At 47.3% G+C, this 16399-nt stretch carries 12 protein-coding genes and 1 pseudogene; 7 read left to right on the forward strand and 6 right to left on the reverse strand.

Features of this window, described 5'->3' with window-relative positions; translation table 11 throughout:
* On the forward strand, positions 1–909 hold a 909-nt coding region (tupC, locus tag Q0413_RS06045), incomplete at its 5' end, for a tungstate ABC transporter ATP-binding protein TupC (protein ID WP_298988089.1).
* Positions 910–1435: 526 nt separating this feature from the next.
* Here tupC and Q0413_RS06050 read toward each other — a convergent pair.
* The 6 genes from Q0413_RS06050 to Q0413_RS06075 all read right to left on the reverse strand — a co-directional run bounded on the left by Q0413_RS06050 (position 1436) and on the right by Q0413_RS06075 (position 9071).
* Entirely contained in the window at positions 1436–2761 is a 1326-nt protein-coding gene (locus Q0413_RS06050; RefSeq protein WP_298988090.1) for an aminotransferase class V-fold PLP-dependent enzyme, read from the reverse strand.
* Between the two features lie 148 nt (positions 2762–2909).
* Positions 2910–4367 (reverse strand): ankyrin repeat domain-containing protein, encoded by a 1458-nt coding sequence (locus Q0413_RS06055; protein WP_298988091.1) that lies wholly within the window; start codon positions 4365–4367, stop codon positions 2910–2912.
* A gap of 394 nt (positions 4368–4761) precedes the next feature.
* Positions 4762–4950: a hypothetical protein gene (locus Q0413_RS06060; protein ID WP_005869215.1), complete on the reverse strand. Its 189-nt coding sequence runs from the start codon at positions 4948–4950 to the stop codon at positions 4762–4764.
* A gap of 17 nt (positions 4951–4967) precedes the next feature.
* Positions 4968–5759, reverse strand: coding sequence for a LysR family transcriptional regulator (locus Q0413_RS06065; protein WP_298988092.1), 792 nt, complete (start codon positions 5757–5759; stop codon positions 4968–4970).
* A 9-nt stretch (positions 5760–5768) separates the two neighbouring features.
* Entirely contained in the window at positions 5769–6551 is a 783-nt protein-coding gene (gene fdhD / locus Q0413_RS06070) for a formate dehydrogenase accessory sulfurtransferase FdhD (RefSeq protein WP_298988093.1), read from the reverse strand.
* A gap of 267 nt (positions 6552–6818) precedes the next feature.
* A complete protein-coding gene (locus tag Q0413_RS06075; protein WP_298988094.1) occupies positions 6819–9071 on the reverse strand; it encodes a molybdopterin-dependent oxidoreductase in 2253 nt (750 codons plus the stop codon).
* A gap of 535 nt (positions 9072–9606) precedes the next feature.
* On the opposite strand from Q0413_RS06075, the gene napA reads away from it, so the two are divergent.
* The 6 genes and pseudogenes from napA to Q0413_RS06105 all read left to right on the forward strand — a co-directional run.
* Entirely contained in the window at positions 9607–12390 is a 2784-nt protein-coding gene (gene napA, locus Q0413_RS06080; RefSeq protein WP_298988096.1) for a nitrate reductase catalytic subunit NapA, read from the forward strand.
* A gap of 3 nt (positions 12391–12393) precedes the next feature.
* Positions 12394–13152, forward strand: coding sequence for a ferredoxin-type protein NapG (gene napG, locus Q0413_RS06085; protein WP_298988097.1), 759 nt, complete (start codon positions 12394–12396; stop codon positions 13150–13152).
* Positions 13149–13958 (forward strand): quinol dehydrogenase ferredoxin subunit NapH, encoded by an 810-nt coding sequence (napH, locus tag Q0413_RS06090; protein ID WP_298061683.1) that lies wholly within the window; start codon positions 13149–13151, stop codon positions 13956–13958. The genes napG and napH overlap by 4 nt, the downstream gene beginning before the upstream one ends.
* Entirely contained in the window at positions 13955–14488 is a 534-nt protein-coding gene (locus Q0413_RS06095) for a nitrate reductase cytochrome c-type subunit (RefSeq protein ID WP_297900532.1), read from the forward strand. The genes napH and Q0413_RS06095 overlap by 4 nt, the downstream gene beginning before the upstream one ends.
* A 9-nt stretch (positions 14489–14497) precedes the next feature.
* Positions 14498–15676 carry a hypothetical protein gene (locus Q0413_RS06100; protein WP_298988098.1) on the forward strand — a complete coding sequence of 393 codons (1179 nt, stop codon included), beginning with the start codon at positions 14498–14500 and terminating at the stop codon, positions 15674–15676.
* A gap of 46 nt (positions 15677–15722) precedes the next feature.
* Positions 15723–16004, forward strand: a pseudogene (locus Q0413_RS06105) (chaperone NapD); the annotation flags it as partial.
* Positions 16005–16399: the final 395 nt, after the last annotated feature.

A 16399-nucleotide genomic window follows, 5' to 3' on the forward strand; every position in this document is an offset into this window, starting at 1 on the left:
TTAAATATCCCCAGCCTCGATCTAAATACAAGCGGCATCACGGCGCTTTTGGGCTCCAACGGCAGCGGCAAATCCACGCTGCTGCGGATTTTGGCCTTTTTACAGCGTCCAAGCAGCGGTAGCGTGGAGCTTTGGGGGCAGCGGGCGCCCTCTTTGCAGACGTTGCGGCAGATCTGCCTGCTGCTGCCCGAGCCCGTGCTTTTAAAACGCAGCGTGGAGCAAAATTTTAAATTTGCGCTCAAAAGCCGCGGCGCGCTTGCGGAATTTGACGAGCGAGTGGATGAAGCGCTCGGTCTAACGGGGCTTGATAGAAGTTTTTTATCAAAGAAGCATTTCGAGCTTAGCTCGGGGCAGACGCAACGCATCGCGTTTGCGCTCGCTCTGGCGCAGCGCGCGAAGCTCTATCTGCTCGACGAGCCGACCAACAGCCTCGATCTTGCCGCCTCCAAGCTCTTTGCACGCGCGATTTTATTTATGCGAAGCCGCTACGGCTGCGGCTTTATCATCGCCAGCCACGATGAGAAATGGCTCAGCGCGATCGCGCAAAGAAGCGTATTTCTGCATCGCGGCAAAATATGCGAGTTTGAATACAAAAACATCTTTGACGTGCAAAACGGAATTTTAAAATTTTCGGATGAAATTTCGCTGCGCCTTGAAGAGGTGCTCGCACGCGCTCGCAAAATCGCGATAAATCCGAGTAAAATTTTATTATCCCAAAGCCCGTTTGAGCGCTGCTTCGCGGGGATTTTGCACTCGGTTTCGCTTCAGTACGGCTCCTCGCTGCTCATCAAGATCAAGGCGGGCGACGTGTTGCTAAAATGCGTCACGGCGCAGGATGAGCGGCGCTGGAGCGTGGGCGAGAAGATCTATTTCGGATTTGAAAACGGCGCGTTTTTAGGGCTGGAGTAATTCTGCGCGAAGTGCGGATAAGCTTTATTTTGCTTTTAGAATTTTATTCGCGCGGCACTAATATTATTTCTTCAAATTTTTACTGCGAACCATCTATCACGGCATACCCGGTGAAACAGAACATAAAAATTTGCGCCTTTAAATTTTGAAATTTACAGGTATGGCTTTACCTAGCGGCGCAGCGTGAAATTTTAAAATTCCATTGCTAAGAAATTTGAGAGCTTAGCCGCGAATACAGCTAACGGGATTTTGAAATTCCACAATTTCTAGGCGCGGAATTTCAAATTCTAAATTTTAACTCCGCGGAATTTGCCCGCAAATTTACGAACGAAATTATATGTTCCTCCGAGGAACGCGCCGTTTGCCTACAGTGCAAAGGTGGAACGATAGTAAGAATTCTGCGGCGCAAAACTCGCGTAAAATTCCAAGCAGACTGCACGGAATTCCGATAAAATTTAAAAACTGTGCGGAATTTTATAAAATTTCGCGAGCTCAAAAAAGCGGCAGAGCTTTAGCCTTACACTGCTTAAATCTTCCCGCCGAACATCTCATACATCGCCTTTTCCTCGCCCCAAAGATCTCGGTGTTTTTTGATGCAGGATTTTATCGCGCCCACGAGATATAGCACGTCTTGCTCGGTGTGTGTATAGTGCAGGCTCACGCGCACGAAGCCGGGCTTGGCTTCTGGCATGCGCCCCTCCTTGATACCCAGCAGATCGTGAGCGTACGGCCCCGCGCACATCACGCCCGCGCGCGTCTGGATACCGAAGTCGTTGCTAAGGCTCGCGGCGAAATCATACGCCGAGACGCCGCGCACGTTAAACGAAATTATCGGCAGCCGCGGCGCGCCCTTTGGAGCGTAGTTTATGATCTCGTCAATGCCCGCTAGCTCGCGCTCAAAAAGCCGCGCGAGCTCGTCCTCGGCGCTTTTTATTTGCTCGAAGCCCACCTCGTTTCGCAGCGCGTAGGCCAAATTTGCCCGCATAAGCCCGATAATAGGCGGCGTACCGCCCTCCTCTAGCTGCTCGGGATTTTTCAAAAACACGTGCCCTTCGCGGCTAGCGTAGGCGACCGTACCGCCCGCGGCAAAGGTCGGCACATCGCTACTGAGCAGCTCCTTTTTGATCGCCAAAAGCCCACAGCTTGCAGGTCCTCCTAGCAACTTATGCGGCGAGAGGAAAATCGCGTCGAAATGATCGCAATCTAAATTTGCGTGCGAGCTCAGCGCCGCGCAGTCAAAGGCCACGATCCCGCCCGTAGCCCTGATTAGCTCGCTGATCTTTTTGTAGTCGCTGACGACGCCCGTGACATTTGAGGCGGCGCTAAACGAACCGATGATGCAGCGTCTGGCGTTTAGCTTTAGGATACGCTCGAGTGCTAGCAGATCGATCTCGCCGCCCTCGCTAAGAGGCACGCGCAAGTAGTCGCAAAGCCCCTCGCGAAAGCTAAGCTCGTTTGAGTGGTGTTCGTATGGCGAAACGAGCACGAGCGGAAGCTGCGCTGCGCGTAGATTTGCCTCGCCGATCGCGCATCTGGTCGCAGGCGGCAGGTAGATGCCGAGCAGCTCCTGAAATTTCTTGATCGCGGCCGTCGCGCCCTGTCCGCAGGCGATGAGATAAAACCGCTCGTCAAGCCCTAGCAGCTTTTTTAGGCTCTCGCGCGCGCCCTCGTAGCGACGCTGCGTGATGATCGCGCTGGAGCTACTGTCGGAGTGGGTATTGGCGTAGGTTTTTAAAATTTCGCCTATCTCGCGCTCTATGGGCTCATAAGCAAGCCCCGAAGCCGCGAAATCAAAATAGTGCACGCCCGGTTTTAGGATGATATTTTTTCGAATTTCGTCTAAGCTTAGCATTCGCGGCCTTTAAAATTTAAGTGGTTAATTATAGTGAAATTTGGATTAATTTAGGGCCTAGCAGGGAGGAATTTTAATGAGAATTTAGAAAAGCTTTGCCCACTATATCACTTAATTTCTGATGCTATATAGTTTTACTCTTTCAAATTTATTGATTACTATCTAGTTTTTTAGCTGCTTCTTGTCTTAGAATTTCGGCATAATCTTTCATATCTATTTTCTCGCCATTATGTAGAATTTTCACTTTCGCTTCCTCTAGCATTTCCTCAAAATTTAAATATTTAAAAAATGTCTCAATATCGAATGCCTCGGTATTGTTTTTATCTTTGAGGCTACTTTTTTGCAAAATCTCTTCATCGCTCAGCCCATTGCCGCAAAGAGCTTTATATCTATCTATTTTCATATTATAGAAATTTAATATTTTAATATCCGGTTCTAGCTTAGTACATTTTTTATCATTTGGCATATAACCGAAAAATTTTATAAAATCTTTTTCTTTCCAGTATCTATCGGTTCCTTTATCTTTTTCTTCATTATTTTTAACTTCCCATCTGCCTCGAAGAGCCCAATCATATGATTCTAAAATCTTTTCTCCATAGCAGTAATCGTTCATATGGTTTATGTAAGACTCTTTCTTTTTTATAGATCCAGCTAAACTATCCAAACAATTTCTATAAGCCGTAACAATATCATCTTGACTCGGTAGACCATCTATATTATATTTTATTAATAATTCTAATTTATCTTTATACATCATATCCCGCGGAAGAAAAGTATAAATAGATTTTTTAAATATTTCCTTTTGTTTAAACGAAATGCCGTTCTCACTTAAATAATACAAAGGACCTTCATATGCTTTCGGTTTCATACCTCTTTGTAGCATCATATCGGCAATTTCTATCAAATTACTATATATTGCATAGTTTAATGGATAAACAGGATCTTTTGAGTGATCATGATTGATTAGACACTCAGTACGTAATTTTATATCTATATTGTTGCCAACTATGATTTCGGTATCGTCAGAATATCTAGGGCAAACTATATAGCCCTGCACCATTTTGACTTCTTCAAATTTAACCCCGTTGTCTAAAAGCAGTCTTACCGATTTAGTAGCATTATTTTCTATCGCATAAGCCATAGCGGATAGCTTGTATTCGTCTTTTTTATGTATATCCGCACCTAGCTTTATAAGCTCTTGGGTAGTATTTGCATCGTCCCAAAAGCTAGAATACATCACAGGCGTCACCCCTCCGTGCATAGTATGATCGACGGTTAAATTGTTATCTTTCATAAATTTTAAAATTTTATCAGTTTGCTTGCTTTTTAAAAGCCTTTTTAGCTCTACGTCTATAGCGGGTTCTTTAAATACGTTTTTCGGGTTTGAATTATAATCTATATCCCAGTAGCGAAATGCGAAGCTATCGACCTCTTCTTGGGTTACGTATTTGCTAAGACCCGGCACTTTGGAGACATTAGTATCTGAAGTAACGGTAAAATGAGTTTGTTTGTGCTCCGTAAGACCCGATCTTTCGACTAGCAGATACAGCGCGCATACGACTATCACGCAGATAGCATAAATAAACCGAAGTTTGAAGCTTTTCAAAATTTTCCCTTAGAATTTTGCCCGCGACTATATCCAATCAGTACTTAATAAAATATAAATACTATATAGGCGAAATAGGCAAAGCTAGCTGAAAAATGCGGTTAAGCTGGGTTTAAACGATGAAATCTTTCGAGTAAATTTGGCGAACGAATGCCGTCATAGACCATATTTGCGTAATCGTATCCCTATTTGCACGCTACGCTAGGCTCTATATCCGAAGCTCGTTCGCCGTAAATTTTACCGCAACATCTTTGCGCAACCTCTTCTTGAAAGCACAAACTACCGAAAACTATCGTCGTGCTAATGAGTGCGAGCCGCTACCGCATCACAAAGAGCCGCTATTTTGCGGATATATTCGCAAGCTGCTCGCGCGGTCATAAAGCACGCTTTGCGCCTATTTGCCGATAAAATTTTTCTGCAGCCACTCCATCGCTTTTTCTTCGCTTTCAAATCTGCCGCTTTTGGCGACTTGAAACTGCCCCTCGTAGAAGCGAATTCTGATACCGTCCTGGACGCTATCTACCTTGATACGTGTGATCCTGTCTTTGTTTAGATAGGTTCGATCGTTTAGCTTTACAAACATCGTTGTCTCCTTTAAATTTAATGGTTTTTATCTTTTGCTTTACTTGCGTCTTTCTCGCCCTCTTTTTTCAAAAACAGCTCCTTAAAGCGCTCGTTTGCGTAGTTTTCTATATCGCTTTGCAGCTGCTTATACGCGGCGATCAGCTCATAGGCGCGCTCATTTAGCGTCGTGCCCGCGGCATTGCCGCCGCCTTGCTTGGTGCTAAAGAGCTCCTCTTGCAGATTTTTTTGCAAAATTTGCAGATGGCTCCAGCATTTTTTGTAGTTCATCCCCAAAACCTCTGCGGCCTTAGAGATGGAACCCGTTTGAGCGATCACGTCCAGCACTTCGGTTTTGCCCTTGCCGAAAATGAGCTCGCCCTGCGCATTTTCGATCCAAGTTTTCGTTTTTACCCTCATTCTTTTGCCTTTCTTCTCCTTAAAGCAGCCCAGCTGACAATATTTCACGTCTATGGCGTGCTCCTTAAGCGTAGAGCGCACCGTATCGAACCCTACTCCACCGCTAGCTACGGCTCGGGCGTCGCGACAAAAAATCCGTCTTTTCTCATCCAAAAGCGGATCTAGCTTTTGCAGCGCCTTTATGCTGCTTCCGCTGCATTGCAGCTTGCCGAACTGCCCGAGTTCGCAGCGATCTATCCGTATCCCTTCGCGCGCCGCGAGATCTCCTACGACGCTTGCATCTACGCCTAATTTGGCGGCGATCTTAAACGCCGCGCCGCAATCGAGCTTGCCGCTTGGATTTAGTAAATTTAAAATCAGCCTTTTGATCTCGCTTGCTTTTTTATCGTCTATCTTGATATCTATCTCCATGCCGCCCTCTTAACTCAAAATTCTCTCTTTGCCGCTATAAACGTTTAAATTTTCGCCGCGCGCGAAGCCGCAAAGGGTAAGATCAAATTTACGCGCGATCACGACGCCCAGACTCGTAGGAGCCGTACGCGAAACAAGCGCGCTAATGCCGCTCATCACGGCTTTGGCGACCATTTCAGAGCTTAGCCTGCCGCTTACCAAAAGAAGCGAGCCCTGCGTATCGTGCCCCGCCAAGACCGCCTTGCCGACCGATTTATCGATGGTATTGTGCTGGGCGATATCCTCGCCGATAAAATACTCGCCGCCCGCGGTAAAGAGCTTTGCGGTGTGCACGCAGCCGGTCATCTCATAAAGCTCGCACTGCGTGTAAAACTCGCTCATCAAATTTAAAATTTCATTCTTATGAAATTTAGCGTCCGAGCGGACTTTGCGCGCCGCCATCGCTGCAGGATCGATATTTGCGGTAGAGCTGCGCCCGCAGCCGCTGATGATGACCTTTTCGGCATCGAAGCTATTTAGCCGCTTTTCGTTTATCTCGCCGCAGACATTCACGCTAAGTCCGTCCGGCGCGAGCTCGATGCTTTTTATACCGCTTGGATCCGAGATCAAATTTTCGCTCAGCAAATAGCCTACCGCAAGCGCCTTTAAATCGCTCGGAGTCGCCATCAGTGCGCCGAAACGCTTGTCGTTTAGTAAAATTTCAAGCTTGATCTCGCGAACCAAGATATCGCTTACGATCCTTCTTTCATCCCCTTTAAATTTAACTATCTCCGCCCTATAAATCGGCTCCATAGACCTTCCTTATTTTAATTTCGCCCGTATCGTAGTGAAATTTTGCTTAAATAGCCTTAATTCGCCGAAGTAAAGCCGAAGCGGCGTGCGTAAATTTAAAGCGCTCGCAGTTTTGTATTTAAAAAATCGCGTGGAAAATTCCACGAGCCGCTCGCACCGTGAGCACAAGCGACCATGAAACGCCCGCAAAGATAAAATTTCATCAAATTTTGCCGTAGCGGCGATTAAATTTCATCTTTGCAAAGCGGGCGGAATTTACCGCCCAAATTACCTATTCACCGGCGATAGATAAGGTTTCTCGGAGTGCATCGACATCTCATTTTGTCTTCTGAACTCAATAAACTCGCTCTCGCTAAGCTTTCTGATATTTGCGATCGTCATCTTTAGCGGCGGGATACCCGATAGCGGATCTAGATCGCCTGCATGCACGAGCTCGTTGCCGTCGGCCTCGCTGTAATGGAAGGTCGTAAATATCGTACCCTCTTTCAGATCCGGATTTATGCGAAGCTTCGCGGCGATCTGACCGCGCTTATTTTTAACAAGCGCGTAGCAGCCTTCGGTAAGCTCGCGTTCGCGTGCGATGTCGGGGCTTACCTCGATGAGCGCGCCTTCTGCGCCCGCGCCGTACTCTAGCGCGCGACACTCTCTCGTCATCGTGCCCGTATGGTAGTGATAAACCTTGCGCCCCGTCGTAAATAAGCACGGATAAATTTCATCCGGAATCTCGCTAAGCGCGCCGCTTCCCACCGGATAATCATCAGGAATTTTCATCTTGGCTCTGAAATCCGCCTCAGCTTTAGCGCGCTCCTCTTTATCATCCACGTAAAGCACCGGCACCATTCTAAATTTACCGTCAGGCAGCATCGATTTATGATCTGCGTAAAGAACCGGCGTGCCCGGATGATCTTCATCAGGACATGGCCAGCTGATGCCGCCTAGCTTATCTAGCCTATAGTAGCTAATACCGCCGAAAAATTTAGGCATTAATGCACGCACTTCGTTCCAAATTTCTTCCGCGCTTAAAAAATCAAACCCTTCAAGTCCCATTCTTTGTGCGATATTGCAAACGACCTTCCAATCAGGCTCTACGCCAGGAGCCGGCTCGCTTGCCTTGCGCGTGCGCTGGACGCGGCGGGAAGTGTTTAAAAAGGTGCCGTCCTTCTCGCCCCATCCGGCAGCAGGTAGTACAACATCGGCCTTCTGTGCGCTCTCAGTAAAGAAAAGATCCTGCACGATAAAGCAATCCAGATGGTGCGTCGAGTGCACGAAGTGCTCCGTCCAAGGATCGCTCATTACAGGGTTTTCGCCGTAAACGTATAGCAACTTCAGCTCGCCGCTGTCCATCTTATCGGGTGCGACCGTAAGCTTAAAGCCCGGAGTAGGATTTAGCTCGAAGTGCCATACTTTGCGCGCCTGCTCCTGTGCGTAAGCGGAATTTACCGCGCCTGCCGGGATGACATTAGGCAGCGCGCCCATATCGCACGCACCCTGGACGTTATTTTGACCGCGCAAAGGATTTACACCTGCGCCTCGTTTGCCTAAATTCCCCGTCAAAATAGCTAAATTTGAAAGCGAAAAGACGTTTGAGGTGCCGTCGCTAAACTGTGTGATACCCATCGTGTAGCAGATCGCCGCTGCGCCTGCTTTAGCATACATTCTAGCAGCTTCGATTACGAGCTCTTTTTTCACGCCGGTCTCGCGCTCGAATCGCTCAGGAGTAAAGTCCTTAACCGCTTCTTTTAAATATTCATAGCCGTGAGCGTAGTTTTTGATAAACTCGTCATCTTGAAGATTTTCGGCAATGATAACATTCATAATGGTATTTAGCGTCTTAATGTTCGCACCCACTGGGATTTGCAGATAGATATCGGCTTTTTTCGCCATATCTGTGCGCTTCGGATCTACGACGATCATCTTGGCGCCGCGCTGAAGCCCGCGCTGCATCTGCATAGCGATGATCGGGTGACACTCGCTCGTGTTTGTGCCGATGAGTAAAAATACGTCCGTATCGGTAGCGAACTCTACCAAATCGTTCGTCATCGTTCCGTTTCCTAGCGTGTTGGCAAGACCTGCCACTGTAGGAGCGTGTCAAAGACGGGCGCAGTGATCGACGTTATTGCTGCCCTGAGCTCGGAAAAATTTCTGAAAAACGTAGTTGTCTTCGTTATTTGAGCGCGCCGAGCTAAAACCCATTATTGAGCTTGGGCCATATTTAGCGACGGTCTCTTTAAATTTAGACGCTACAAAATCGTAAGCCTCTTCAAAGCTTACCTCCTCAAGCTTGCCGCTTCTATCAAATACTCCGTTTTTCTTACGGATCATAGGTTTGGCAAGGCGTTTTGGAGAGTTTACGAACTCCCAGCCAAACATCCCTTTTAAGCATAGCTCGCCGTCATTTACATGGTGAGCCTGCGTAGGGCGCGCGTTTACGATCCTGCCGTCTTTTACGATAAGATCGATACCACAGCCGGTGCCGCAGTAAGGACAAGTCGTTTTGACAATCTTTTCTCTGGACTGCATAATATTCCTTTCAAGAATTTTGGTTTGCACGGCTATTATACTTTCTAGATTATAAAAGAATTTTTAAATTAGTGAATTTTTTTAAGCAAAATTTAAGCAATATGCAAATATTGCATATTAAATTGAATAGTTAAATTTTACGCTTTTAGTTCGGTAATGGCGGCGTTTTAGCGTAAAATTTATCGCTTATCGCAAAAGACGCTTTTTAAGCTAAGTTTTATAATTTTAATAGAATTTTGAAATTATATTACGCTCCGTTTTATTTCAAAGCGCGATTAAATTTTTATGAAATTTTAATGCTAATTTATCGGTATAATATATTAATTTAATTAAATGAAAATCTATATTAAAATTTATCAAAAACTCGTTGTCCTGATAAAATTTAAGCCACTAAATTTAAAATTTATAAAATTATTATCTTATATCTGAAATCTATGTAGAAAAAACCTTGATTTTAATCTAGACTAAGCCGTTTTTTTATGCTATTATCCAAAACGTTAATAGAAATTTACATTCTAAACGAAAGGTTAATCTCATGGATAGACGAGACTTTATAAAAAGCTCTGCGGCAGCGGCTGCCTGTAGCGTTGCGGGCATCAGTTTGCCTAGCAGTCTTAGTGCTGCGGACGAAGCTGAAAAAGGCTGGCGCTGGGACAAGGCGGCCTGTCGCTTCTGCGGCACAGGCTGTGGCATCATGGTAGCCACTAAAGACGGCAAAATCGTAGCGGTCAAAGGCGATCCGCTAGCGCCCGTAAATCGCGGTCTGAACTGCATCAAAGGCTACTTCAACGCCAAGATCATGTACGGCGCCGATCGCATCACCAAGCCTCTTTTGCGCGTAAATTCCAAAGGCGAATTCGACAAAAAGGGAAAATTTATCGAGATCAGCTGGCAACGAGCGTTCGACGAAATGGAGAAGCATTTCAGACGCGCCTATAACGAAGGCGGTCCCGAGGGCTTTGCCGTACTTGGCAGCGGTCAATACACGATCCCGGAAGGCTATGCTGCAGCAAAGCTAGTAAAGGCGGGCTTTCGCTCCAATAATCTCGATCCCAACGCCCGCCAGTGTATGGCTAGCGCCGTCGTAGGTTTTATGCAAACCTTCGGTATTGACGAGCCTGCGGGTGTTTTCGACGATATCGAGCTAACCGATACCATCATCGCTTGGGGCGCGAATATGGCTGAGATGCACCCTATCCTTTGGTCTCGCGTCTCCGACCACAAGCTTCGCAACCCGGACCGCGTAAAAGTTATAAATCTCTCGACATACTCTAGCCGCACTTCAAACATCGCCGATATTGAAATTATATTCCGTCCGAATACCGATTTAGCGATATGGAACTACATAGCAAGGGAGATCGTCTACAACCACCCGGATATGATAGATGAGAAATTTATTAAAGAGCACTGTGTATTCGCTACCGGTCCAGTAGATATCGGTTACGGCTTGCGAGAAGATATAAATCATAAAAAATACCGCAAAACCGAGCTTGATACCGCGGCTAAGCAAAAATCCAAAATTTTAAGCAAATCCGAGGGCGTTACGTTAGCATATCTGGGTATGAAAGAGGGCGACGTACTCGAAAACAAACACTCTGACAAATCAGATGCTCACTGGCTCATAAGCTTCGAAGAATTTAAAAAAGCGCTGGAGCCTTACACGCTAGATTTCGTAGCGCCTTTAGCTAAGGGTGACGAAAGTGAGGATTTAGAGGCGTTTAAGACCAAGCTAAAGCAGCTAGCAGATTTTTATATAGAAAAAGATCGCAAAGTAGTAAGCTTTTGGACGATGGGCTTTAATCAGCACTCAAGAGGAACTTGGGTTAATGAGCAAAGTTACATGGTGCATTTCCTTCTTGGCAAGCAAGCCAAACCTGGCTGCGGAGCGTTTTCGCTTACCGGTCAGCCTAGCGCTTGCGGCACGGCTAGAGAGGTGGGCACGTTTTCTCACCGCCTACCTGCCGATATGGTCGTGGCAAATCCGGCACACAGAAAGGTTTCCGAAAAAATTTGGAAGCTCCCCGAAGGCACGATAAACCCAAAACCGGGTGCGCACTACGTGCAGGCTCTGCGCAATCTCGAAGACGGCAAGATAAAATGGCTATGGGTGCAGGTAAATAACCCATGGCAGCAGATCGCCAACGCAAACCACTGGATCGCAGCGGCGCGCGAGATGGATAACTTCATCGTAGTAAGCGATCCGTATCCAGGACTAAGCGCAAAGGTAGCTGATCTAATCCTGCCAACCGCGATGATCTACGAAAAATGGGGCGCATACGGCAATGCCGAGCGTAGAACTCAGTGGTGGAGACAGCAGGTCCTTCCTGTGGGCGACGCGATGAGCGATACGTGGCAGATGCTAGAGTTTTCCAAGCGCTTCAAACTCAAGGATTTCTGGGGCGAGGTTAAAGTAAATGATAAGCTTACGCTTCCAAACGTATTAGATAAAATTTCAGAATTCGGCTATACGCCAGAGACTACACTATTTGAAGTGCTCTTTGCAAACAAAGACGCTCAGGCTTTCGCTGCAAAAGATCCGATTATGGCAAGCTTCGATAACTCCGAAGTAAACGGCGACTCTCGTGGCGTCATCGGTAGCGACGGCAAAGAATTTAAAGGATATGGCTTTTTCATCCAAAAATATCTCTGGGAGGAATACCGAAAATTCGGTACCGGTCACGGACACGATCTAGCCGATTTCGATACATATCACCGAGTGCGCGGTCTTAGATGGCCGGTCGTAGACGGCAAAGAAACACTTTGGCGCTTTAACGCTCAATACGATCCTTATGCTAAAAAAGCGGCTCCGGATAGCGACTTCGCCTTCTACGGTAACGCCAAAGCGGCGCTTCCTAGCGGCGATCTGAAATCTGCTACTTCAGGCGAAGAGAAAACAAGCCTTGCCAATAAAGCTAAAATTTTCTTCCGTCCATATATGGATCCTGTAGAAGTGCCAAGCGAGGAATATCCTTTCTGGCTATGTACGGGTCGTGTGCTGGAGCACTGGCATACGGGCACTATGACTATGCGCGTGCCGGAGCTTTATCGCGCCGTACCGGAGGCAAGATGCTATATGAACGAAGCCGACGGCGCCAAAATCGGTGTACAACAAAACGAAATCGTCTGGATCGAGTCGCGCCGCGGCAAAGTCAAAGCGCGCGTGGACTTTCACGGACGTAACGTTCCGCCGAAGGGACTTATTTTTGTGCCGTTTTTTGACGAGAAGGTTTATATCAACCGTGTCACGCTCGATCATACCTGCCCGCTTTCAAAAGAGACCGACTACAAAAAATGCGCGGTTAAAATTTACAAGGCGTAAATTATGGATAGGCGTGAGGTCTTAGGTATTCTTTCTTTAGCTGCGGGCGTGGGCGTTTTGGGACTCGGAGTCGCAAACTCTAGCGAGCACGCCAAACTCCGCCCGCCCGCAGCTATAGACGAGAAAGAATTTCTTAGCAAATGCCTAAGGTGCGGGCTTTGTGTCGAGGCATGCCCGTTTGATACGCTTAAGCTTGCGAGCTTTTGCGATCACGCTATTGCAAACGGCACGCCGTTTTTTATCCCGCGCGAAATTCCGTGCTATATGTGCGACGACATACCTTGCGTCGCAGCCTGTCCTAGCGACGCGCTAGATAAAAATTTAGTGAGCGAAAACTCTAAGCTAAACGTGCGTCTATCCAAAATGGGCGTTGCGGTCATAGATACCGAGCATTGCATCGCTTATGCGGGTATCCAATGCGATGCGTGCGTGCGAAGCTGCCCCGTAATGGACAAGGCGCTTAGGATCGATTACCGTCACAACAACCGCACCGAAAAGCACGCCCTGCTCGTGCCCGTCGTAGATAGCAACTATTGCACGGGTTGCGGCAAATGCGAGCATGCCTGCGTCACGAAAAAGGCGTCTATCAGCGTCGTGGAACGCGAGCGCGTCATAGGAATTTCCAGCGATAACTACGTCAAAGGCTGGATCAATGGCGACGACGCGAAGCTAAAGGACGCAGACACCAAAATCAAGCTCGATCCGCAAAAGAGCAAGGACTACTTAAACGAGGACGATCTAATGGAAGGGACTAGGCAATGAAATACACTATTTTAAGGCGTTTGAGCCAAATTTCTATTCTAGTCCTTTTTATTTTAGGAAATAATTTCGCCTTCAAAGCCGCGAGCGAAAACGGAATTTTATCAGGAATTCTAAAGGGCAATCTAAGCTCGTCGAAACTTTTCGGCACGATTAATCTAAGCGATCCGTTTGCGACGGCGCAGATGCTGCTAGCTAGCTTTTCTTTAGGTGCTACGGCGGTTATCGGAGCGGTTATCGTAGGAGCATTTTATGCGCTTATAGCGCCGCGATTATATTGCTCGTGGGTTTGCCCGATAAATTTACTGACCGATCTTGCCGCATGGCTTCGTAAAAGACTTGGTATAACGACTAAGATCGTTAGCGTAAATCGCAAAGCTCGCTACGTCCTAGCGGTGCTAGCGCTCATTTGCAGTGGAGCTTTCGGCTTTGCGGCGTTTGAGAGCGTAAGCTTTATCTCGCTTTTCGCGCGCGCCGTCATATCGCTGAGTGCGAGTGCGTTTGCAATCGCACTACTGATTGTAGTTTTTGAAATTTTCGCAGGCGATCGCACAATCTGTTCGCGGCTATGCCCGCTCGGCGGATTTTGGGCGGCGCTTAGCTATTTTAGCATCATTCGTATTTGCCACGAGGTTGATAAATGCACGATGTGCGGCAAATGCAAAATGGTCTGCCCCGAAGTGCAGGTACTTAAGATGGTCGGGCGCGAAAATGGGCGCGTTAGCAGCGAGTGTATCAGCTGCGGACGCTGCATCGACGTATGCGACGACGATGCGTTAAATTTTAGTATATTAGGAGTGAAAAAATGAAAAAAATGGTTTTAGGCTTGGCTCTTGCATGCTGTGCGGCGCTCTTTGCCGCGGATAAGACGGCTTCTATAGACGCCGACAGCTTGGGCTTTATAAAAAGCGTGGACGAATCGGTGCAAAATAAAAATTCCCTGCCCGATTTCAAATATAGCGAAGATGCTCCGGGCGCCGCTTCGAAGATCGAGCGCAGCTTCGAAAACGCTCCACCGCTTATACCGCACAGCTTAGAAGGGCTTGTACCGATCACAAAGGATAACAATATGTGCGTAACCTGCCATATGCCCGATGTCGCTAAGGATGTAGGCTCTACGCCGATTCCAAAAAGCCACTTGGTGGACTTTCGCACAGGCGCGGATCTAAACGGCACGCTAGCCGAGCAGAGATTCAACTGCACTCAATGCCACGTACCGCAAGCCCAGACCAATCCGCTAGTGAAAAATAATTTCAAAGCCGATTTTAGCAGGTTTAGCGACGCAAATTCCACTTCTAATCTCATAGATACGCTAAATCAAGGCGCCGAGGTTGAGTAAGGAGCCGCGATGAAATTTTTACCGCTGCTACTTTGCGCCTGCTTCATCTATGCCGGCAACGGCGTTGCAATACCTAGTGACGCTGTGGGCATAGATGCGCCTGCAAAGATCAAACACGCTAGATTCATACTAGAGCTTGACGCAAATGTCGCAGTGCTAAAAAATCTAAACGGCGAAATTTACGCAGGGCTTGACAACGGAAAGCTCTATAAAATCACCATTAACTCCGCGGAGAATTCCGCGCGAAATTCTGCCGCCGGACAAAATTTCGCAGATCAAAATTCCACCGCAAGCACAAATTCTGATGCAGCGCAGAATTTCAATGCAAAAGCGAGCGTAAATTCCGCAGCGGCAAATTCTACGGCGCAAAATTCTGCCGAGAATTCTACGGCATTAAATTCCGCTCAAAATTCCATCTCAAATTCCGTGCCGGACGCAATCTCCAAGACGCTAATTTTCGCCCTGCCCTCGTCCAAAAATTACCTAGACGAGCCGATGGGCGCTACCATATTCGACGTCGATAAACTAGGCGAGAAATACGCATTTTTGTATAACGGCGACGCGTTTGAAAAGATGCTGGGCGTGTTTGCGAGCGGCAAGATCACGCACTACAAGTTGCCGATGACGGGGATCAAAAACGTCTATTTCTACGACGAAAATACCGTGATTTTGCTAGGTCTTGGTAGCGAAATTTTATACTTCGACCTGTCTAGCGGCAAGGTAAGCTTTGAGCAAAAGCTCACCATCGCGTCTTTGGGCGGCAGCGCATACGACCGCTCCACCGAAACGCTGCTAATCTCGTGCGAAGGCGGTATCGTGTTTTATTTCGACGCGAAAGCGAAAAAGCTTATGAGCCAAAAGTCCCTGCACAAGGACGGAATCTACTCCGTGGCACTACTTGGCGATCGCATGATGAGCGGCTCGAACGACAAAGAAAGATCGTGCTACTACGAAAACGGCGATTTTAGCAAATTCTATAATGCCCATTTTGCAGTTTTTGCCGTGGCGCTAAGCCCCGAGCTAGGCGCTTTTACCGTTAATAACGGCGTGCGCGTAATCGATAAAGCAGGCGAGATCATTCGCAGCATCGAGCTAGATAACGATATCATTAACTATCTGCTTTTCGAAGGAGATTATCTCGTGGGCTCGGGATACAATAGATATATCTACTTTTGGGGGCTAAAATGAATATTTCAAGCGTCGTGATCTATCTAAGCGCAAATGCGTAGCGGCGTTTCGTAAGGAGCTGCAAAGTATCGGCGGCTGCGAGTTCGTAGCGTGCGAGGACGGCAAGGCGGTAGCCACGATTAGCGCGGAGAGCTTCGATGACGAGATCGCCGCATTTCGCGCGATAGAAGCCATAGAGGGCGTAAGCGAGGCGATGATGATCTACTCATACTCCGATCTGGACGCAGATATCGCCGCGGCAAACTCCGACAACGGCGAGCAGATAATGCGAGAGCTGGACAAAAAAGACCCGAGCCAGATCAAATACGGCGGCAAGGTGCGGATCTAAATCGCTGCCGCCGCTCTATTGGTACTTTTCGCTTAAATTTTGTTATTTTTGGCAGTTTCTGCACTACTAGGTAAATTTTCCGTATAAATTTTATCTGCGCCCAGGGAATTTGAAATTTTCAAACTCATCTTTGTCACTTTTAGCCTGTTTTTGTATCTCTAGCCCGACGCCGCTTTTGCACCCTTAGCCGACTTTTATGCTTTTGATCCGCCGCATTGCGTTTAGCCATAAATTTAAATCTACAATTAGACTCTATGACAATACAGAATTTTAAAAGCGACGGACGAATTAAATTTATGAAATTTCTGCGCAGCGCTATGCTTTACGTCGCATAAAAAACATGCCGCACCAAAATCAGACGCCGCATAAAAAGATGCCGCGACTGCTATCCGGCG

This window comes from uncultured Campylobacter sp. (assembly GCF_938045465.1).
Classification (GTDB): Bacteria; Campylobacterota; Campylobacteria; order Campylobacterales; family Campylobacteraceae; genus Campylobacter_B.